The sequence below is a fragment of the Corynebacterium sp. MSK310 genome (genome assembly GCF_030227355.1).
In the GTDB taxonomy this organism is placed as follows: Bacteria; Actinomycetota; Actinomycetes; order Mycobacteriales; family Mycobacteriaceae; genus Corynebacterium; species Corynebacterium rhinophilum.
Genome location: NZ_JASPFZ010000023.1, coordinates 1 through 20,476, shown reverse-complemented (window position 1 = coordinate 20,476; position 20,476 = coordinate 1). Strand labels below are relative to the sequence as shown.

Here is a 20,476-nt window from a genome sequence, read left to right as displayed (position 1 = left end):
CCGCGTCCACAAAGTCCCTAGACTCCGAGTCCACAAAGTAGCTGGACTCCAAGTCCAAAAACCTCATGGACATAACACTTGCCAGCTAGCTTGGACAGCTAGGTGCGGGGTTAGCGCACCAATAGCAGCTGAATATCGCTAATAGCCCAGATCATGAAGTTGAAGGCCACCACCCAAAAGATCGCCATCCAGCTGCGCCAGCGCAGGTAGCGGCGCAGCTTGCGCACCATAATGATCGCGCAGCCGATCATGCCCAGCAGCGGGATGATCATGGTGGAGATGGCAAAGAAGTTTCTTTGGCCCTCGGTACACAGCCAGCTTGCGGTGCCATCGTCGCACAGTGGGCCGCCGCTAAGGCGCGAAAAGAGCGCGACGCCGAAGCCGTACAGCGCGGAGATGACCAGCACGGACACCATGTACCAGATGGCTTGCCGCGTGGAGCGCCGGTTGGCGGCGGCTACCTCGACGGGATCGGGCTCGTCTGCCAAATCATCGAAGCTTTGCGGCTCAGGCCGGCGCAAGTTGGCATAATCGGCGTCGGTCGTCAGGTCGTTTTCGGGGTGCTCTGGGCGTGAGCTCATACTTTAAAGCCTAGTCGGTCGCGGGGTGAATGAGTACCGGTACGCGAATATGAGGGAGTAACTCGGTTGCGGTAGAACCCAAAAAGACCCGCGCGATGGGACCTTGTGGGGCAGAGGCCATCAACATTAGATCGCCCTTTTTCCACTTAAGCGAATCAACCGCACCGGACCACCCGGCCCCGGAGCCGATCTCGGAGGAGACCTCGAGCTCGGGGAAGGAATCTTGGATGTGGTCGCGAGCCCGGTCGAGCATGGCCAATGAATCCTCGTGCCACTCCGCGGTGAGCTTGAGCGCAATATCGCTTTTATCCTTCGACGGGGAATGCAACAGGTCATCCGCCGAGAAGGCCAAGATGCGCAGGGGCAGATCCCAGCGATCTGCCAGCGCGGCTGCGCCCAATAATTCCCTATCAGCACGGTCACCGCGCTCTGTAATGACAAAATTAAAGCGGGTCACACCGTGTTTCGACAACTTGGCCTTGCGGGGGATAAGCCCTAAGGATTGCGGCGAGTAGTGCAGGAGGGTATCCGCAGTTGAGCCGGGGAAAAAGCGGCCCTTGGGCGCGGCTTGGTTAGGGCCTAACAGGATAATATCGGCCTGAAAATCTTGGGCCATCTCAGTAAGAAGCTGGGGGCGAGAGGGGCCATCGACAAGCACGGAGGGCGTATCGTCCCAGTACTTTTCCGGGATACCTGCCTCCGTCAGGGCCGCAGCGGTGGCTGTCACGCATGCTTGCTTCTGCTCTTTGAACCACTTCTTGTATTTCCCGCCCAGCTTGGACAAAGACGTCGTGGTCCAGGGCTGGAAAACCGTGGAAATAACGCGCACCTCTATCACCGCGGTGCGCGATAACCATGCGGCGAAGTCGAGGGGTTCCGTACCGGAAGAGGAAGGACTCCAAGAAATGAGGATGCGCAACGGCTCTTTGGCCGAGCCTTTATGCAGGGTCGGCAGCAGCGGTTGTTTAGATTTTTTGCCCATAGAATGAATATGTATGCGAAAGTTTAATGAGTACTAAGGCTCATTATCGTCTGTTGTGGCCGCAAAACTAAAATTGCACGCCGCCGCAAGCTTGCTATTCGCTATCCATGGTGGGGCGGTAGACATCCGCAAGCTTGGAAATGACCGCACCCATCTCGCGGGCGGTGGCCAAGTCCTCGGGCTCGAGCCACCGCATAATCTCCGCAAGGGCGGCGGCGCGTTGGCCGGAAACTATGGCCAATTCGGACTCGCCCAGCTGGGTGAGCGCAACCAGCACCCCGCGGCGATCTTCCTCATCGCGGTGGCGTTCCACGAATCCGCGGCGCTCTAGTTGGTAGAGCGCGTTGGACGCAGTGGGCATGCGGATGAGCTCCGCCTGGGCGATAGTGGATACGCGGGAAGGCCCGCGCAAGCGCAACTGGTTCATGATGGAGACCTGCGAGGTAGTCAACGATGAACCCTCTGCGGTGCGCTGGAAAATAAGAATTAACTTATTGAGCGCCGGTTGGATATCCCGCGCTACCTCTACCGCGTCCTCGTATTCGGACGGGGACTTCGTTGGGGCCGTCTCATCATGATGTTGCGTCATAGAACTAAATTCTATCGTGCACTACCGCCTAGCGGTAGTATCGCGACGAAAAAATTAGCTTCCCTTAATAAAATCTTCCAGCTCGTTGCGCGCGACATCGTCGGCCTTCTGTACTGGAGGGGACTTCATCAGGTAGGAGGAAGCGGAAAGTACTGGACCGGCAACCTTGCGGTCCAAGGCGATCTTGGCGGCGCGGACGGCATCGATAATAATGCCGGCGGAGTTAGGGGAGTCCCAGACCTCGAGTTTGTACTCCAGGTTCAGCGGAACCTCGCCGAATGCGGAACCCTCCAAGCGGACATAAGCCCACTTGCGGTCATCCAGCCACTCCACGTAGTCCGACGGGCCGATGTGGACGTTGCGGTCTGCGCGCTTGCCAGCGATAGGGGAGTTGTGCACGTTGGAGGTCACGGACTGGGTCTTGGAAATCTTCTTAGACTCAAGGCGCTCGCGCTCCAGCATGTTCTTGAAGTCCATGTTGCCGCCCACGTTGAGCTGCATCGTGCGGTCCAGGCGTACGCCGCGGTCTTCAAAAAGCTTCGCCATAACGCGGTGGGTGATGGTTGCGCCAACCTGGGACTTGATGTCATCGCCCACGATGGGCAGACCGGCGTCCTCAAACTTCTTGGCCCACTCTGGGTCAGAAGCAATGAAGACCGGCAGGGCGTTGACGAATGCGCAACCGGCATCGATAGCGGCCTGAGCGTAGAACTTATCCGCCTCTTCGGAACCAACCGGCAGGTAAGAAACAACAACCTCGGCACCCGCTTCGCGGAGGGCAGCTGCGGCATCGGCAGGAGCTTCATCCGATTCCGTAATGGATTCCTGGTAGTAACGGCCCAGGCCATCCATGGTGGGGCCACGCTTAACGGTGACCCCGAGGTCTGGGACGTCTGCGATGGTGATGGTGCAGTTGCGGGAGCTGCGGGTAGCCTCCGCAAGATCCTTGCCCACCTTGTCTCCATCGACGTCGAAGGCCGCGACGAACTCAATATCGCCGACGTGGTAGGGACCGAACTGCGTGTGCATCAGGCCAGGAATATTTTCCTCTGCTGCGGCGTTGCGATAAAACTCCACGCCCTGAATAAGGGACGTGGCGCAGTTGCCGACGCCGACGATGGCGACCTTTACTTTGTCAGACACACTATGCTCCTTTATAAATTCGTTGCTGTGTGGTGCCTGCGCAACGTTAGGCCAGAAATTATGCCTGGTGGTAGCACGACGGCATATGGATCGATCAAGAAGAGGAAATTAAGATAATGCGGGTGAATTCCGTTGCCTTTAAGCACGAGGTTTCTCACGAATGGGAGCGCACCCAACACGTCCGCGAATACCGCGCCGGGCACTTGGGGCGCGATGAGGTGTGCGATGCGGACTTCCTCCTCCGGGCCGCCGCCGAGCACCACGGCCGCACCATGGATAAACCCTGCCCGGTCTGCGGGGAGAACCTGCGCCTGACCCGGTGGGTGTACGGCGAGAGCCTAGGCCGGCGCGCCGGGAGCGCCCGCAGCGAGCAAGAAATAGCGGAATTTGTTGGTGAAGGCCTGGAATTTACCGTGCATGAGGTGGAGGTCTGCAGACACTGCCGGTGGAATCATTTGTTGCGTTCTGCAACGGCTTTTAACGCGTGTTAGTTTTCGACGCACCGCCTTAGGCAGTAAGCTGCAATTATTTAGTTTGTTACCAGGGATGAATGAGGACACGAATCAGTGACCGAGAAGGAATCTACTGGCGAGTCCACTAAGGTGGACCGCCGTAAAGAAGGCGAAGAACCCAAAAAGCGCCGCATTTGGCCGTGGGTCGTTGTGGCTCTCCTAGTGGTTTTTGTGGCACTGCCTGCAGGCCTTTTTGGCTATGCCTATTCGCAATACACCGTTCCGGAGCCCAAAGAGCTGGCCAATAACCAGGTCTCTACCATCTATGCCTCCGATAACGATACCCAGCTGGCGCGTTTGGTACCGCCGGAAGGCAACCGCACGCACGTGACCTTGGATGAAGTACCCGTCTTTGTCCAGGACTCCGTGCTCGCCGCTGAGGACCGCGACTTCTGGGAAAACTCCGGCTTTTCCTTCACCGGTTTGGGCCGCGCGGTACTGGGTAAGGTCACCGGCAATGACACCGCCGGCGGTGGTTCCACGATTACCCAGCAGTACGTGAAAAACACCCTGGTGGGCAACGAATACTCCTACGTTCGTAAAGCGCGCGAGCTCATCTACTCCATCAAGATGACCAATGAGTGGGAAAAAGAAGACATCCTCAACGCCTACCTGAATACGGTCTACTTTGGCCGCAATGCCTACGGCATCCAGGCTGCATCTAATGCCTATTTTGATAAGGACGCCAAGGACCTCACCCCTGAGGAAGGCGCCATGCTCGCCGGCCTTATCCAGTCGCCGTCTGGCCTGGACCCGCGCGTGAACCAGGAAGGTTCCGAAAACCGGTGGAACTACGTGCTTGATGGCCTCGTGGACATGGGCGATCTCAGCAAGGAAGAGCGCGATGGAATGGTCTTCCCGGAGACCCGCGACCCCTCTGAGTATTCGGCATATACGGAAGCCCCGGGTGCCAATGGCCACATTAAGGATCAGGTCATCCGCGAGCTTGAAGAGGTGGGAATTACGGAAAATCAGGTCTCTACCGGCGGCCTGCGCATTACCACCACCATCGATATGAACGTGCAAAACAATACGGTGCAGGCAGTCGATGACCAGCTGGCGCCGCTACAAGAGGATGCCCGCGCAGCTTCTGTAACCATTGACCCGAAGACGGGTGCGGTGCGCGGATACTTTGGCGGGCATGATTCCAACGGTTGGGATTACGCCAACTCCCCGTTGCAGACCGGTTCGACCTTCAAAATTATGGCGCTTGCCGCTGCACTGCAGCAGGGCATTAGCTTGGATACCAACTACTCCTCGGCGCCGTACCAGCTGCCGGGCTCCGATCTGGTCACCAACGTGGGCGGCGGCTGTGGCGTATGCGACCTGCGCGAGGCCACCAAGCAGTCCCTGAACACCTCTTATTTGCGCCTGCAGAGCGATCTGAAGAACGGCACCCAGGACACCGCGGATATGGCCCACGCTTTGGGCGTTGCCCGCTCGCTGCCGGGCATCGAAAAGACGCTGACTGAAAACGGCAAGCAGCCTTTCGAAGGTGTGGTCTTGGGCCAGTACCAGTCCCGTCCGTTGGACATGGCAACCGCGATGTCTACTCTTGCGAACCAGGGTGTCTGGCACAACCCGCACTTTGTGCAGCGCGTAGAAAATGCCGCAGGGGAAGTTCTGTATGAACACCCTGACGGTGAGGGCGAGCGCCGCGTTTCCGCCAATGTGGCCAATAACGTCCTTGAGGCCATGGGGCCAGTGGCAGCATGGTCCAACGGCTCGCTGGCGGGCGGACGTGCTTCGGCATCTAAGACCGGTACGACCCAGCTCGGTGATTCGGGAACCAATAAGGATGCATGGATGGTCGGTGCCACCCCGCAGCTTGCCACCGCCGTGTGGGTAGGTACGGCCGATAACACCTCTGCCATTTTCGACCAGTATGGCGGCATCATGTACGGCGCTGGCGCACCGACGAAGATCTGGAAGTCCGTATTGGATAACTCCTTGGCGGACCAGGAATTCCAGCAATTCCCCACTGCTTACCCGGTGCGCTTCGGCACGGTTTCTGCCGGCGACGGTCCGGCCTACAACCCAGGTGGTAGCGCCGGCGGGCAAAGCACCCAGAACTACACTGGTCCAGCGCAAAATGGCACCCCTGAAGAAGAGACCAGCCCAGCACCTGCGGAAAGCCCGGATGCGGGTCGCGATGCCCCGTCGCAGCAGCCGGAGAACCAGGGAGGCAATAATGGAAACGGCGGCAATAGGGGAAATGGCGGCGGCAATAACGAGCCAGCCCCACCCGAAGCTCCGTCTTTAGATGACATCCTTGACCGCGAAGGCGGCCTGGCTGACCTCTTAGGCTAAGCAAGGAGCGGTACGCGTGAGCCAAGACCAGCGCTTGTCCGCCGCAGACGAACCAATGGCGCGAGGCGTCATAGAGTTCTTGGGCGGGCCGAGGGGACGCTTTGCCCGGGATAGCCGCGCGCAGTGGTGGACCCCGCTGCGCGCGCTCATCGCGGTAGCCTGGATTTTCTTGGCCGGTGGGTTCTTATCCAAGGCAAATTGCGCCGCTGGTACTCGCGGCGAAGACGGCACCATCAATCTTGATTGGTCCGCTAACCGCCAGTACACCTCTTTTTGCTATAACGACATCGTCCCGCTTTATGAAGGCCGCGGATTAGATCAACCGGGCTTTCCCTACGCCTTTTCCTGGCAGGAAGATGGCCTGACCCGCTACATGGAATACCCGGTATTGGCGGGGATGTTCCAGGGCCTGATGGGCTGGATTGCGCGCCATACTTATGGGCTCGTGGAATGGGCTGGGGTGCCCGCCGCTGGCTGGTACTTTGGGCTCACCGCCATGGTCATGGCCTGCACCTGGGTCGGCGTCATCTACATGGTTTACCTCTTGGTGGGAAACCGCACGTGGGACACCATCCTGGTAGCCGCCAGCCCGTTGATTATCATCCATGCCTTTAGCAATTGGGATATACCTGCCATCGCCTTTGCCGTCGGCGCGCTACTGGCCATTAGCCGCCACCGCCCTTGGCTCGCCGGCATCCTCATCGGCCTTGGAACCGCATTCAAATTATGGCCGATATTTCTGCTCGGTGCGTTTTTCGTCCTTGCCTGGCGCAGTCGCCGCTGGGACGCTTTTGCCAAGGTCGCCGTCGCTACGGCTGCCGCTTGGTTCGTGGTCAACCTTCCCGTTGCCTTGAAATACCCGGACGCCTGGGCGGAATTTTTCCGCCTGAACCAGGAACGCGGCGCGGAATGGACCACCCTGTATGCGCTGATTAGCCGGAATCTGGACATTTCTTTCAGCCAGGACTTTTTGAATACTTTCTCGCTCGTGGCATTCATCTTCTTGTGCGCCGGTATTGCCTTGGCCGGCTGGCGCAGCCCGCTTACCCCGCGGGTAGCGGAGTTGGTCTTCCTCATCGTCGCGGCCTTCCTGCTGGTCAATAAGGTTTGGTCCCCGCAGTATTCGCTCTGGCTCCTAGTTCCAGCGGCCTTGGCCGTGCCGCGTTGGCGGTTGGTTTTGGGCTGGGCGCTTGCCGATGCCCTCGTATGGCCCCTGCTCATGTGGCACATGCTGGGCATCGATAATAAGGGTATTCCACACGAGCTCTTGGACGTGGCGATCCTTGTGCGCGATGGATTCATCATTGCCATGGCGGTTATTGTGCTGCGGCAAATGTGGAATAAAACGGAAGATAAAGTGCGTGCGGCGCATACGGGCCGCGACCCAGTGGCGGGAGTATTTCAATGATTGTGACCATAATCGGCATGGTGTCGATCTTGTTGGGCTTTATCTGCGTTATGGCGGCCTTTTGGCTGTTTCATAACAGGGAAGATAAGCGCGGGCCCATCATCTTGGGCATCCTTGCCATTGTTTTTCTCACCATCATTCCCGCGACGTGTGCTATCTTTTTTGCCTCCACTACGACGGGATAGATTTCTTTTCGCCGGTCATTTGCGGTATTGTGGTGGGGTTGCTTGACGCAACGCACCCTCCTGCTGCATCCGCAAAGGTGATGCAGCCGAAAACGACTAGACCATAGGAGGTGATGAGGTCCGTGCGTCACTACGAAGTCATGATCATTCTGGATCCTAATCAGGATGAGCGCACCGTAACCCCGTCCCTAGATAAGTACCTCGACATCGTCCGCAAGGACGGCGGCAAGGTTGAGAACCTCGATGTATGGGGCAAGCGTCGCCTTGCATACCCTATCGAGAAGAAGGAAGAGGGCATTTACGCCGTCGTTAACCTGGAGTGCGAGCACCCTTCGGTTTCCGAGCTCGACCGTCGCCTGAACCTGAACGACACCATCCTGCGTACCAAGGTTCTGCGCACCGACAGCAAGTAGCGGATACTGGGATCAAGCACAATCCACGTAACCGATAAGGAGTAAAGACATGGCACAGGGAGATACCAATATTACGGTGGTGGGCAACATAGTTGCTGACCCCGAGCTTCGCTTCACCCCAGCGGGTGCGGCGGTAGCTAACTTCCGCGTCGCCTCCACGCCTCGTCGCTATAATTCGCAGACGAACCAGTGGGAAGACGGCGAAGCTATGTTCCTGACCTGCAACGTATGGCGCCAGGCGGCGGAGAACGTCGCCGAGACCCTGAGCAAGGGCATGCGCATCATCGTTACCGGCCGCTTGAAGCAGCGTTCCTTCCAGACCCGCGAGGGTGAAAACCGCACTGTATTTGAGATCGACGTCGATGAGGTCGGTCCGTCGCTCCGCTACGCCACCGCACAGGTAAACCGCAATCCCCGTGAGGGCGGCGGCAACTTTGGCGGCGGCGGCCAGCAGCAGCGCTCGAATAACAATAATCAGGGCGGCTTTGGAGGCCAGCAACAGCAGCAGTCGCAGCAGCAGAACCAGGCTCCTGCAGAGGATCCGTGGAACTCCGCACCGCCAGCAGGCGGCTTCGGAGGCGCTGATTCTGAACCTCCGTTCTAAGTCTGTCACCCGCAACTATTCAACTAACTCAATTGAAAGGCAGGGATCATGAAGCTGATCCTCACCGCTGCCGTTGAGAACCTCGGCGCCGCTGGCGAAATTGTTGAGGTTAAGGACGGCTACGGACGTAACTACCTGCTTCCCCGCGGCTTGGCCATCGTGGCTTCCCGCGGCGCTGAGAAGCAGATTGAGGGCATCAAGCGCGCCCAGGAAGCTCGCGAAATTCGCGACCTGGACCACGCACGCGAGGTCCGCAACCAGCTTGAGCAGCTGACGAACGTTGAGGTCAAGGTTAAGACCTCCACTTCCGGCAAGCTCTTCGGTTCCGTTAACGCAGAAGACATTGTCAAGGCCGTCTCCAAGGCCGGTGGCCCTAACTTGGATAAGCGTATCGTTGATATGCCCAAGGGCCTGGTCAAGAAGACCGGCAACTACCAGGTCGAGCTGAAGCTGCACGCTGACGTGCTCGGCAAGGTGAACTTCTCGGTCGTCGCTGCTTAAGCAGCGCTCGACGGTCCACAGACCCAAAGACAACAGCACGGCTTAAGGCCCCAAGAATTCTCTATGTGAGGTGGAGAATTCCTGGGGCCTTTTGCCTACCCAACTGGCCTGTGGATAACTGTGAAAATCTGTGGATGAATGTGGAATTCAGGGTACGGGCTCACCAAGATTTTTGCACGACTTTACCGCTGGTCACGGCCTATTTTCCGCCACTGTGTGGGAATTTTCACACTTCGAAATAATCGCCCTGACCAGCGGTTATTATCGTTGCAGGTCACAGTGATGCCAAGTTATCCACAGTCGTGACCTCGGCAAATGAAATGCAACGATCGGCCTACCAGGTAATTCCACAAGCACCTGTGGATAACTGTGGGAGTTATGCCCAGGCAGGTAGTGTCCGGGAGCTCGTCTACACTTGGACAGCGTTACGCACGGTCTCTTTACGGACACCAAGGGGGACACATGACCAACGCGAGCTTCGATGATGAACAGCTTCCGCCGGAACCACCGGCGCCGGATAATGCCGTAGCGCGCCGGCCGCGGTACCAACAGGATCAACCGCAGCGCTACGAGGAGTATCGCCAGCCGCCGTCGGACCGGGAAGCAGAGCAGGGCGTATTGGGCGCTATGCTGCTCAGCCCCAATACGGTCATGGAGGTAATTGAAGAGCTCGAACCCGATGACTTCTATTATCCGGCCCACGCCTTAATTTATGGTGCCATGCTGGACCTCTACGCGGCGGGGCAAGACATCGACCCCCTTATCCTTTCCTCGCGGCTGGATAGGTTTAATAACCTCGAACGCGTTGGTGGTGCGCCCTACTTACACACCCTTTTGGCTACCGTTCCCACCGCGGCCAATGCCCGCTATTACGCGGAAATCGTGGCGGAAAAGGCCGTCCTGCGCCGGCTTGTGGATGCCGGTACGCGCGTGGTCCAACTGGGATTTTCTGGCACAGAGGATGCCGAGATCGAATCGGTGATCGACCGAGCCCAGCAGGAAGTATTTGCCATCGCCCAGCGCAAGACCGCTGAGGACTACCGCGTGCTGGGTGATCTGATTGATCCCACCATTGATGAGTTGGCGGCGCTACAGCAGGCGGGCGGCGTTGAATTGGGCGTGCCCACAGGCTTCATTGACTTGGATAAGCTCACCAATGGCTTGCACGCAGGCCAGATGATCATCGTGGCGGCGCGACCCGGTGTGGGTAAGTCCACGCTAGCGATGGATTTCATTCGCTCGTGCTCTCTGCAGCACGGCAAGTCCTCCGTCATTTTTTCCTTGGAAATGTCAGCCTCGGAGATCGTGATGCGCCTGCTCTCCGCGGAATCTGAGGTCAAGCTCACCGATATGCGCAGTGGTGGCGTCTCCACGGAGGATTGGGCGAAGATCGATGACACGCTTAACCGCATTCAAGATGCGCCGCTATTCATTGATGATTCCCCGAACCTCACGATGATGGAGATCCGTTCGAAAGCCCGCCGGCTCAAGCAGCAGCATGGCCTCGACCTCATTGTTTTGGACTATCTCCAGCTGATGTCTTCGGGTAAAAAGGTGGAGTCGCGCCAGCAAGAGGTCTCGGAGTTCTCGCGCCAGCTCAAGCTATTGGCCAAGGAACTTGAGGTGCCGGTGATTGCCATTTCGCAGCTGAACCGTGGACCTGAAGCCCGTAATGACAAGAAGCCGCAATTGGCTGACTTGCGTGAGTCCGGTTCCTTGGAGCAGGACGCCGATATGGTGATGCTGCTATACCGCCCAGACTCGCAAGACCGCGATAACGAGCGAGCCGGAGAAGCGGATATTATTTTGGCCAAGCACCGCGGCGGGCCCATTGACACGGTTCAGGTGGCCCACCAGCTGCACTACTCCAAGTTCGTCAACATGGCGCACGGATAAAGGACTTATAGGTCCACGACGGCCGCGGGGTCCCCTAAGCGGGGACCCAGAATTACCAGCACGATAAAGACCGCGGCCGCGACCAAGGAAAGCCACCGCCATACCGGGAAGAAGCGTTGCCCGCCCCAGTGAGCGATCGCTGCACCGATGAGCGCGCTGAGGGTATTAAAGAGCAGATCATCGATATCTGTGCGGCCTAGGGCAAAAACATATTGGGCCGTCTCCAGGGTTAAACTCAGCGCGAATCCCCAGGCAGCCGATACCTTCACGGAACGGCACAGCGTGAATATCAAAAGCCCGAAGGGGATGAAGAAGGCGGTATTGCCGGCGTATTCGAAAAGCGGCGCAAACCAACTATTGCCGGAAAATTCATCGAGGGGAACTAAATGGAGCTCGCGGACGCGCTGGTTTTCGGGCTTCCACAGGTAACCAATCTGGAAGAAAGCTTTCAGGGTGGTCAGCGCCACCATGACGCCAATCCACGCGCTAAGGGCTAATTTATCGAGCAAGGGCCTCACCCTTAAGCTCAGGCAAAGTAAATGCAGCTGTGGCGGCGATGGCGAAGGCAGCCGCAAAGAGCACGAAAAGGAATCCAGCGCCGGTCGCCGCGATGAGTGGCGGCACAACGAGCGGTGCGACGATGGAGGCGATGCGACCAAAACCGGCGGCGGCACCTGTACCACGACCGCGCAGCGCGGTGGGGTAGAGCTCCGGACCAATCGCATAAAGAGCACCCCAGGCGCCGAGGTTGAAGAAGGACAACAGGCACCCGGCGATGATGATGAATACTTCGGAGCTTGCGGTGCCATAGAGCCCGGCCGAGACGGCGGAGCCGACCAAGAACACGGCGAGGGTGACTCGCCGGCCCCAGACCTCAATGAGCCAGGCGGCGGTGGCGTAGCCCGGTAGCTGTGCCAAGGTAATGATGAGGGTGAAGCTGAAAGATTTTACGAGCGAGAACCCATCGGCAACCAGCAGGGACGGGATCCAGATGAAGGCGCCGTAATAGGAGAAATTGACGCAAAACCAAATGGTCCACAGGGCCGCCGTGCGGCGGCGCAAACCCCGACCCCAAATGGAGGTCTCGGTGGAGGCAGTGGGTTCTGGGTGGACATCGTCAAGCGGCTGGCCCGCGGCGGCCTCCTCGAAGGACGCCACAACCTCTTCGGCCTCGCCGTGGCGGCCCTTGGATTCGAGGAAGCGCACCGATTCCGGCAAGCCTAGGCGCACGTAGACCGAATAAGCGGCGGGGATGAGACCCACGGCAAAGCCCCAGCGCCAGCCGTTTTCGCCGGCGCCCACGATGAAGGTGCCGATGAGCGCGGCGAGGATCCAGCCGAGCGCCCAGAAGGCCTCGAGGAGGACTACCATGCGCCCGCGGATGCGGCGCGGTGAGAATTCGGAGATGAGTGTGGAGGCGACCGGCAGCTCCGCGCCCAAGCCCAGCCCGACGATGAAGCGGAAGATGATAAGCATGGTCAGCCCACCGGCCAGGGCGGAAGCGCCGGTGGCCAGGCCATAGACCAAGAGGGTGAGGGAGAAGACGTGGCGGCGGCCGTATTTATCCGCAAGGAGCCCGCCGAATGTCGCGCCCAGAGCCATGCCGAGGAAGCCAACAGAGGCGAGCCAGGAGGTTTGGGTGCTACTCAAATCCCAATGCACGGCCAGGGCGGCCATGATGAAGGAAATGAGCCCGACATCCATAGCATCGAGCGCCCACCCTAGGCCGGAGCCCAAGAGTAGGCGCTTGTGTTTGCTGGTGACCGGAAGCCGGTCTAATCGTTCATTGCGGCTGAGCATGCGCTAATCATAGCGCTGGGTGGAAAATTTCCGGAGACGCAGGGAATTGGAGACGACGAATACGGAGCTCAACGCCATTGCAATGCCGGCAAATAGCGGGTTCAGCAGGCCAAAGGCCGCCACGGGGATGAGAATAATATTATAGGCAAAGGCCCAGAACAGGTTGCCCTTAATGATTTGCAGCGTGCGGCGGGATAGGCGAATGGCATCGGCTGCGGACCGCAGGTCCCCATTCATCAACGTGATATCGGAGGCCTCGATGGCAACGTCGGTACCGGCGCCCATCGCCAAGCCAAGGTCCGCCTGGGCCAAGGCCGCGGCATCGTTGACGCCGTCACCAACCATCGCCACATTGTGCCCCTCGGACTGGAGCTTCTTGATGACGTCGACCTTTTCCTCCGGAACCACGCCGGCTGTGACCTCGGTGATGCCAACTTCCTCTGCCACGCGCTTGGCCGCGCCCTCATTATCGCCGGTCAGCAGGTGCGGGGTTAGGCCCAGCTGCTTCATCTGCTCTACGGCCTCAGCGGAGGTGGGCTTGACGGTGTCCCGGACCTCAATGAGCCCAGCGAGCTCATCGTCGAGGTACACCGCCACTGGGGTAGCGCCCGCGCCCTCTGCCTTGCGGAAGGCCTCAGCGTACTGGCCTAGGTCCCCACGCGGCTTGCCGACGCCCACGCGGACCCCATCCACCGTTGCTTCCACGCCAGCGGTGCTGGTGGAAAAGTCGGTGCCGGGCTCCACGTCGCGCTCGCGCGCAATGGCCTGGGCGATGGGGTGTTCGGAGTTCCGCTCGACGGCGGCTGCGTACTCGAGGACATCGCCATGCACGGCCGTAACGGACATTTCACCGGCGGTCACCGTGCCGGTCTTATCCATCACGATGGTATCGACCTGCTTGGTGGACTCGAGGATCTCCGGGCCCTTGATGAGCAAGCCCAGCTGGGCACCGCGGCCGGTGCCGACCAAGATGGCGGTCGGGGTGGCAAGGCCCAGCGCGCAAGGGCAGGCGATGATCAGCACGGAGACGGCGGCGATAAACGCCGGCGCCACGCCGCCAAAGATGAGGTGTACCAGCAGCGTGAGGACGGAAATGCCGATCACTATCGGTACAAAGACCTGCGCGATGCGGTCCACCAGGCGCTGCACGGGTGCCTTGGAGGCTTGCGCGTTGGTGACCAAGGTGGCCATTTGGGAAAGGACCGTGTCCTCGCCCACCTGGGTGGCCTTGACCTCCAACTTGCCGGAAGCGTTAATGGTGGCGCCGGTAACGGTATCGCCCACGCCCACCTCTTCCGGGACGGATTCACCGGTGATCATGGAGGCATCCACGGCGGAATTGCCGGAGACGACCTCACCATCGGTGGCAACCTTTTCGCCCGGGCGCACAACGAAGACATCGCCCACCTGCAATTGGGAGATGGGGATGCGCTTTTCCTTGCCATCCCGCAGCACGGAGGCTTCCTTCGCACCCATGGACAGCAGGGTGCGCAGCGCCTCGGACGATTGTCCCTTGGCCTTGACCTCGAACCAGCGGCCGAGGAGCAGGAAGGTAATGACCATTCCCACAGACTCAAAGTAGATATGGTCCATCTCGGCCGAGCTGGAGGACCACGACATGCTCATGGTCATGCCGGGCTCGCCGGCGTTGCCAAAGAATAGCGCGTACAGGGACCACAGGTATGCGGCCGAAGTGCCCATAGAAATTAAGGTATCCATGGTGAACGAGCCGTGCTTCAGGTTGGTCCACGTAGCGGAGTGGAAGGGGGCGCCACCAAAGATGAAGACGACGGTGGCCAGCATGGCGCAGGCCCACTGCCAGTTCTGGAACTGAAGGGCGGGCACCATGGAGACAACCATGATGGGGGCGGACAATACCGCGGAGATGATGGTGCGCCGCAGCAGGCTCTGTTGTTCGGCAGCGCGGGCATCATCAACCGGCGTGCCCTCTGCGTCTGCGTCCCCGTCCTGGTCGCCGTCATCGCTGCCGGACATATCGAAAGCGCTGTATCCGGCGCCTTCGACGACCTTGATCAGATCCGCGGGCGTAGAAGTCTCCGGATCGAACTCAATAGAGGCGGATTCGGTGGCAAAGTTTACGCTCGCCTCAACGCCGTCTACCTTGTTGAGCTTTCGTTCTACCCGGGAAGAGCAGGACGTGCAGGTCATGCCCGAGACCCCGAGATCAACGTGTGACATAGTATTCGCCTACTTAAGGGTGTATCCGGCTTCGGCTACGGCGGCTGCCACTTGCTCATCGGTGAAATCGCTACCGGAGACAGACACTGCGCCGGTGGTGTGGTCTGCAGAAACTGCCTCAACACCGGCGATTTCGCCTACCTCTTCGCGGATGGACATTTCGCAGTGTCCGCAGCTCATTCCTTCTACGGTGTAGTTCTTCGTTGCCATGACTATCATCCTTTCTCGGTTGCTTATGCTTCCATGCTATACCCCCTAGGGGTATCAGGCAAGGGAGGAATTTAGGTACGGTGGGGAATAAACCACAATGTAAAGGAGTTACAACGAGTATGGCTACTATCGACGTCACTGAAGAGAACTTTGAACAGACCGTAACCGGCGAAGGCATTACGCTTGTCGATGCCTGGGCGGACTGGTGCGGCCCATGTAAGCGCTTTGCTCCTGTCTACGAGAAGGCATCCGAGGAGCACACCGATGCTACCTTTGCCAAGCTGGACACCGAGGCAAACCAGGGCCTTGCATCCGCGCTGCAGATTCAGTCCATTCCTACCCTGATGATCTTCCGTGATGGCATCCTCGTATTCCGCGAGGCTGGCGCACTGCCGCCCGCAGCGCTGGAGGATCTGCTCAAGCAGGTCAAAGACCTGGACATGGCTGAGGTTCGCCGCCAGGTTGAAGAGCAGAACGCACAGCAGGCATAGAATCTGAATTTTCAGAGCTTCCACGGCGCTTTCTGGTGAGTATCGCTAAACTCGCTAGAAAGCGTCTTTTTTATGACCAAAGGAGATAGTGATGGCTAACCCCTTCAGCAAGGGCTGGAAGTACGTGATGAGTTCTCTCGATCAAAAGATTGATGAGAACGCCGATCCAAAGGTCCAAATCCAGCAGGCGGTCAAGGCCGCCAAGGAACAGCACCAGGAAATCTCGGATCATGCGGCAGAGATCATCGGGCACAAGTCTCAGTTGGAAATGCAGATGAACCGCCTGGTGAAGTCCCAGCAGGATTACCAATCCCAAACCGAGCGCGCCTTGGAGCTCGCGGATTCCGCTGAGGACCCCCAGAAGGCGAATGAGTACAACCAAGCCGCTGAGGTAGTGGCTTCCCAGCTCGTCGCGGTGGAGCAGGAACTAGAAGACGTCAAGCAGCAGCACGCGGCGGCGGAGCAGGCGGCTGAACAAGCCAAGAACCAGCAAAAACAATCCGAGGCCCGACTCAAGGAGCAGCTGGCACAGGTGAGCCAGTTGGAAGCGCAGGCGGATCAGGCCGCAATGCAGGAAAAGAATGCGGAAGCACTCGATTCCATGAACGAGCTCAAGCCCGATGATTCCGTGCCGAGCCTGGATTCCGTCCGCTCCAAGATTGAAAAGCGCTATGCCGATGCGCTTGGTGCACAAGAGTTGCAGCAGGCAACCGGTGGCGACCGCATGAGTGAGATTCAAGCGGCCGGCAACGACATGAAGGCCAGCGCGCGGCTAGATGCGCTGCGCGCCGATATGGCCAAGAAGAAGGAAATCGAATCCGGGGATTAATTCTCGCGGCGGATATTAATTAGCACGCCGCGGATTCCTGAGTGGAACCCATCGCGCAAGTTCACGCGCTGGGTTTCCGTCAGGGTGTATTCATGCAGGGTTTCGCAGGCGAACTGCAGCAGCGGGCGGTCGATTTCCGGCGGTAATCCGCCGCCAGACAGTAAGTGGGCTTGGTCGCGCTGCTCTGAGTTGGCGGCATTATCAAACCACCACGATGCGTACTGCTGGCCCACATCGAATGGGGACTGGAACCCGGCAGAGCTCCAGACCTCTTCTGGCAGCGGGACGTACTTCGAGCGCAGCTTGCGCCGCGGTGCCATCATTGACGGCTTCGGCGCAGGCTTTGGTGCTGCTTGATCGGTAGCCTCGGCCTCTTCGGCAGGGCCCTTCTCCGCTTCTGCAGTGGGCTTGTCTTGCTCTTGTGGGGTTGGGGTTGCGGCCTGCTGTGCGCTTTGAGGCGGCGCAGGCTTTGGGGCAGGCGCCGGCGTCGGCTTTTCCGGGGTGCCGAATGCGGTTTCCACCTCGGAGGGCTCCTCGCACTCGTCGCAGTGCTCGGCTCCTGGAAGCTCCTCTTCTGCTTCCTCTGCCTTCTGCGCTGCATCGCGGACCACTGGGGGAAGCGGTCCCTCGAGGACCTGCAGCTCCATGGAATCCGCGAAGTCCTCGCGCGGATCCAAGATGGTGGTGGAATCGCACGTATGGCGCAGCGCTGCGGACATGGAATCCCAGCCAAACCCGTACAGGTGCACGCGGATGCCATTGTCCACGGCGGTCTGCGCGCCGGGAATCATGTCCGCGTCGCCGCTGACCAGCACAAAGTCGGTGAACTGGTTCTTCACGGCGGCCATGACCATATCGGCCACGAGCCGGGTGTCTACGCCCTTTTGGGTGCGTCGCTCGCCCCATTCAATGAGTTGTCCCGTGCGCAATTGCACGCCCTCGCAGGTGCGAAGGGCGCGTTGGTAGCGGTGCGGACCGGTATCCGGGATTCCGTCGTACCAGTATTGGCGTTGAATCGGGTTGCCTAATTGCTCCTCGATCATTCCGCCCATGGTGCTGACCACCTCGGGCAGATCGATTTCTAGCTGCGCGCGGGCCCCCGTTTCCCAGGAGTTATAAAAGCTCGCGAGCAGGTATGAGGCATCGACAAAGACAAGTGTGCGTTCAAGCATGGCTCCTAAGTTCCGTTCTAATTGTTCTAAATAAAATTCTTTGTTACCTCCAGTGTGCCTTATTCACCCCGAAACGTCGATCACAATTCGCTAATTCCCAGCATATTGGCCGCAAATGAAAAGTTTTCGGTGACCATTGCGGCGTCGGCAAGTGTGTTATATGGTTAGTTACACAACTAACTAAGTAACTAACGAGCCAAAGGTGATGATGGATAACTCCACGCAGCCGCTCTTTCGGCAGATTGCGTCCTTGGTGGAAGACACCATTGTGGACGGCACTCTGGCGGAGGGCGATAAGGCACCTTCCACCAATGAGTTGGCGGATTTCCACAACATCAACCCCGCAACCGCGCGGAAGGGGATCACCCTCTTGGTGGACCTAGGGGTGCTGGAAAAGCGGCGGGGCATCGGCATGTTTGTGGCCGAGGGTGCATCGCGTGCCATCCGCGAGCGCAGGCGAGGCGACTTTGCCGCGGAATATATGGCCCCGCTTGTCGATGAAGCAGTTCGCTTGGGCTACAACCGCGCCCAGCTCCATGACCTTTTCGATCGGGTTGCAGAAAGCAGAGGAATGTACTCATGATTACTACCCGCGATTTCACCTTTTCCGCAGGTCTTACCCATGGCTTGGTGGGCCGCAACGGAATTGGCAAGACCACCTTATTGCGAAAAATTGCCGGCCAAATTCAATCCGGTCGCATCACGGTCTTCGACCGCCAGCCCTTTGATAACCAATCCGTACTCAACCGGGTAATCCTCATGGGCATCGACAATCCGCTGCCGGATTCGTGGGGTAGCAAGAAGCTCGGCGCCGTCGGCCAGGCGCGATGGCCCAACTGGAATGCGGAGCAATATGACGACCTCATCGCCGGCTTCGACATCCCAAATAAGGCGTATTCCGCGCTCTCGCGTGGACAGAAATCGGCATTGGGATTTGTTTTCGCCGTTGCCTCTGGCTGCGAAATAATGCTTTTGGACGAGCCTTATCTGGGTCTCGACCTGCCACGGCGCGAACTCTTTTACCAGGTCCTCCGGGAAGAGCACGGTCGCACCATCGTGGTATCCACCCATCACCTCAATGAAATAGAGGGGTTGTTGGACACTATTTCCCTCATGGGGGAGAGCCCTATCAGCGGTCCAGTGGATGAATTTGTTGATTCCTTCCTGGAAATCAGCGGGCCCGAGGAGGCCATCTCCGCGGCCGTTTCCGCCCTTGACCTGCCGGTATTGGAGCGCGCTTCAACCAGCCTGGGAGACCAAGTGCTTGTCGATGCCCGCACTACCTCGCCCGATCCCGTCTTCCGCTATGCCAACGAACATCATCTCCGGGTAGCAGAGGTATCACTTGAAAAGGCTGTCCGAGCATTGGAGGAGCAGTCATGAAACTCTTATGGCACACAACGGAATGGGTCTGGGTAACAGTCCTATTCTTCATTGCGCTTTATCCTGTACTTTTTGGCGAAAAGTGGGGAACTGTCACCTTGCTCTTGCCCCTTGTGCCCATCCTGACGTATCAACCCAGTTTTGATAAGTACCAAGTACTTGGCCTGAGCTCACAGATATGGAATGAACACCGCCGGATTATCGTCTCGGTTTTTGCTGTTGTGGCCATGGCAGGAGCGGCTGCACGGCAGAGCTGGTGGGCGTTGGCTGTTTATGCGGCGGCATTGGCATGGGCGCTGTGGCGGAAACCAACCCCAACCAGGACGGGGTACTCACGACCCCTTTGGGAATTGCATCCAAGCTTGGGCGTTTCCCGCCGACGCTCGACGCGCAGGCTGTATACCGCCGCCAGGTCCGCATGTGGCTGATGGTCGTCGTATTCTTAGCCATCAACGTTGTGCTTTCGCTAATGAGCACGCTGTGGGAACCGATGGAATTCATCGCTTTCATTGCTTGGTCACTCTCCGCCGTTTTCATCAGCCAGCCCATGGGCATATTGCGGGATACGCTCAGGGATTATGTCACCCTCGGCGGCACGCGTCGGCGCTGGGCTTCCATGACCGCAATGACGGGGCTCATCCTCATCCTTGGTTGCGCCGCCGTAGGGTTAGCCCTTTCCTTCTGGGGGAACACAATCGAGGTCGCCGCCGGCATGACCGCCATCGCGGGCGTCACCGTCCCGGGACTTATGTACCTCGAGTTCCTAGAGAAGAGGACCCTTGGAGTTTTAGTCGCGTACCTCCTCGGTATCGCAGCACTGTTATGGCTTTTCGCCCAAGGCTATATCTCGGCCGCGGTGGGGATGTTTATAAGCCTTGGCATCTACGCCGTATGGGCCGTAACTCTGCCGATATATGCACGCCGCATAAGCAGCCTGTGGAGGAAAGGCTTTGCGGGCTGGCTTGGCATGAGATAAATGCGTTCGAAACCAGGAGTGACCAGCGAGTTTGTAAAAGTTTAAAGCGGTGTGTAACTTAATACGAGTCAGCGCGACCGACAGCGCCCCACAGAGACAAGAATTTGTTTCTGGCTGAAGCGGCGATAGGAAAACAGGCCCTGACAAAAAATAACTTTTTACTCGCAACGAGTTCCATGCTTTAGAGCATGTAGCTGTTGTGTGGTGACGATGTCTGAGAACTCAATAGTGTGCCAATGTACTTATTTTTTATTTTTGTGTGCATGGTTGTGTGTTGATTGGTCTGTTGGCC

22 protein-coding genes are annotated in these 20,476 nt (G+C 58.5%); 13 read left to right on the top strand and 9 right to left on the bottom strand.

All coding sequences use genetic code 11. The features are described from left to right. Positions 1 to 110 precede the first annotated feature (110 nt). The 4 genes from QP891_RS11080 to QP891_RS11065 all read right to left on the bottom strand — a co-directional run bounded on the left by QP891_RS11080 (position 111) and on the right by QP891_RS11065 (position 3,295). Positions 111 to 581 carry a hypothetical protein gene (locus QP891_RS11080; protein WP_284771264.1) on the bottom strand — a complete coding sequence of 157 codons (471 nt, stop codon included), beginning with the start codon at positions 579 to 581 and terminating at the stop codon, positions 111 to 113. A gap of 10 nt (positions 582 to 591) precedes the next feature. Further along, positions 592 to 1,563 carry a universal stress protein gene (locus tag QP891_RS11075; protein ID WP_284771263.1) on the bottom strand — a complete coding sequence of 324 codons (972 nt, stop codon included), beginning with the start codon at positions 1,561 to 1,563 and terminating at the stop codon, positions 592 to 594. A 94-nt stretch (positions 1,564 to 1,657) separates the two neighbouring features. After that, positions 1,658 to 2,152, bottom strand: a complete 495-nt coding sequence (locus QP891_RS11070) for a MarR family winged helix-turn-helix transcriptional regulator (RefSeq protein ID WP_284771262.1) — start codon at positions 2,150 to 2,152, stop codon at positions 1,658 to 1,660. A gap of 54 nt (positions 2,153 to 2,206) precedes the next feature. Then, the gene (locus QP891_RS11065; RefSeq protein WP_284771261.1) at positions 2,207 to 3,295 is read right to left on the bottom strand and encodes an inositol-3-phosphate synthase; all 1,089 of its coding nucleotides are present in this window, start codon (positions 3,293 to 3,295) and stop codon (positions 2,207 to 2,209) included. 116 nt (positions 3,296 to 3,411) lie between these two features. Here QP891_RS11065 and QP891_RS11060 point away from each other — a divergent pair, with 116 nt between their 5' ends. From QP891_RS11060 to dnaB, 8 genes are all read left to right on the top strand, one after another. Beyond that, complete coding sequence (locus QP891_RS11060) at positions 3,412 to 3,786, top strand: DUF5318 family protein (protein WP_284771260.1); 375 nt, start codon at positions 3,412 to 3,414, stop codon at positions 3,784 to 3,786. A 75-nt stretch (positions 3,787 to 3,861) separates the two neighbouring features. Continuing rightward, positions 3,862 to 6,117, top strand: coding sequence for a transglycosylase domain-containing protein (locus tag QP891_RS11055; RefSeq protein WP_284817071.1), 2,256 nt, complete (start codon positions 3,862 to 3,864; stop codon positions 6,115 to 6,117). A gap of 16 nt (positions 6,118 to 6,133) precedes the next feature. Beyond that, entirely contained in the window at positions 6,134 to 7,525 is a 1,392-nt protein-coding gene (locus QP891_RS11050) for a glycosyltransferase family 87 protein (RefSeq protein WP_284771258.1), read from the top strand. Further along, positions 7,522 to 7,710, top strand: coding sequence for a hypothetical protein (locus tag QP891_RS11045; protein ID WP_284771257.1), 189 nt, complete (start codon positions 7,522 to 7,524; stop codon positions 7,708 to 7,710). Before QP891_RS11050 ends, QP891_RS11045 begins: the two co-directional genes overlap by 4 nt. Before the next feature lie 122 nt (positions 7,711 to 7,832). Beyond that, positions 7,833 to 8,123, top strand: a complete 291-nt coding sequence (gene rpsF, locus QP891_RS11040; RefSeq protein WP_023016353.1) for a 30S ribosomal protein S6 — start codon at positions 7,833 to 7,835, stop codon at positions 8,121 to 8,123. A 49-nt stretch (positions 8,124 to 8,172) separates the two neighbouring features. Further along, positions 8,173 to 8,727, top strand: a complete 555-nt coding sequence (locus tag QP891_RS11035; RefSeq protein WP_284771256.1) for a single-stranded DNA-binding protein — start codon at positions 8,173 to 8,175, stop codon at positions 8,725 to 8,727. Between the two features lie 48 nt (positions 8,728 to 8,775). Then, entirely contained in the window at positions 8,776 to 9,228 is a 453-nt protein-coding gene (rplI, locus tag QP891_RS11030) for a 50S ribosomal protein L9 (protein WP_005275797.1), read from the top strand. Between the two features lie 462 nt (positions 9,229 to 9,690). Continuing rightward, positions 9,691 to 11,124: a replicative DNA helicase gene (gene dnaB, locus QP891_RS11025; RefSeq protein ID WP_005275794.1), complete on the top strand. Its 1,434-nt coding sequence runs from the start codon at positions 9,691 to 9,693 to the stop codon at positions 11,122 to 11,124. Between the two features lie 5 nt (positions 11,125 to 11,129). Here the strand turns inward: dnaB and QP891_RS11020 are convergent, their stop codons facing one another. The 4 genes from QP891_RS11020 to QP891_RS11005 are packed head-to-tail and all read right to left on the bottom strand — an operon-like array spanning position 11,130 to position 15,333. Next, positions 11,130 to 11,594: a VanZ family protein gene (locus tag QP891_RS11020; protein WP_284771265.1), complete on the bottom strand. Its 465-nt coding sequence runs from the start codon at positions 11,592 to 11,594 to the stop codon at positions 11,130 to 11,132. Between the two features lie 28 nt (positions 11,595 to 11,622). Beyond that, positions 11,623 to 12,924 carry an MFS transporter gene (locus QP891_RS11015; protein WP_284771255.1) on the bottom strand — a complete coding sequence of 434 codons (1,302 nt, stop codon included), beginning with the start codon at positions 12,922 to 12,924 and terminating at the stop codon, positions 11,623 to 11,625. A 3-nt stretch (positions 12,925 to 12,927) separates the two neighbouring features. Then, entirely contained in the window at positions 12,928 to 15,123 is a 2,196-nt protein-coding gene (locus QP891_RS11010; protein WP_284771254.1) for a heavy metal translocating P-type ATPase, read from the bottom strand. Positions 15,124 to 15,132: 9 nt separating this feature from the next. Beyond that, entirely contained in the window at positions 15,133 to 15,333 is a 201-nt protein-coding gene (locus QP891_RS11005) for a heavy-metal-associated domain-containing protein (protein WP_005280400.1), read from the bottom strand. Positions 15,334 to 15,452: 119 nt separating this feature from the next. Between QP891_RS11005 and trxA the strand changes: the two genes are divergently transcribed. Both trxA and QP891_RS10995 read left to right on the top strand, forming a co-directional pair. Next, the gene (trxA, locus tag QP891_RS11000; RefSeq protein ID WP_005275779.1) at positions 15,453 to 15,824 is read left to right on the top strand and encodes a thioredoxin; all 372 of its coding nucleotides are present in this window, start codon (positions 15,453 to 15,455) and stop codon (positions 15,822 to 15,824) included. 91 nt (positions 15,825 to 15,915) lie between these two features. After that, positions 15,916 to 16,653, top strand: coding sequence for a PspA/IM30 family protein (locus QP891_RS10995; RefSeq protein WP_284771253.1), 738 nt, complete (start codon positions 15,916 to 15,918; stop codon positions 16,651 to 16,653). On the opposite strand, the gene QP891_RS10990 is transcribed toward QP891_RS10995, so the two are convergent. Continuing rightward, positions 16,650 to 17,825: an NYN domain-containing protein gene (locus QP891_RS10990; protein ID WP_284771252.1), complete on the bottom strand. Its 1,176-nt coding sequence runs from the start codon at positions 17,823 to 17,825 to the stop codon at positions 16,650 to 16,652. The two genes, QP891_RS10995 and QP891_RS10990, sit on opposite strands and share 4 nt — an antisense overlap. A gap of 208 nt (positions 17,826 to 18,033) precedes the next feature. On the opposite strand from QP891_RS10990, the gene QP891_RS10985 reads away from it, so the two are divergent. The 3 genes from QP891_RS10985 to QP891_RS10975 all read left to right on the top strand — a co-directional run bounded on the left by QP891_RS10985 (position 18,034) and on the right by QP891_RS10975 (position 20,184). Next, positions 18,034 to 18,408: a GntR family transcriptional regulator gene (locus tag QP891_RS10985; RefSeq protein ID WP_035108334.1), complete on the top strand. Its 375-nt coding sequence runs from the start codon at positions 18,034 to 18,036 to the stop codon at positions 18,406 to 18,408. Further along, complete coding sequence (locus QP891_RS10980) at positions 18,405 to 19,208, top strand: AAA family ATPase (protein ID WP_284771251.1); 804 nt, start codon at positions 18,405 to 18,407, stop codon at positions 19,206 to 19,208. Before QP891_RS10985 ends, QP891_RS10980 begins: the two co-directional genes overlap by 4 nt. Before the next feature lie 343 nt (positions 19,209 to 19,551). After that, positions 19,552 to 20,184, top strand: coding sequence for a hypothetical protein (locus tag QP891_RS10975; RefSeq protein ID WP_284771250.1), 633 nt, complete (start codon positions 19,552 to 19,554; stop codon positions 20,182 to 20,184). Positions 20,185 to 20,476: the final 292 nt, after the last annotated feature.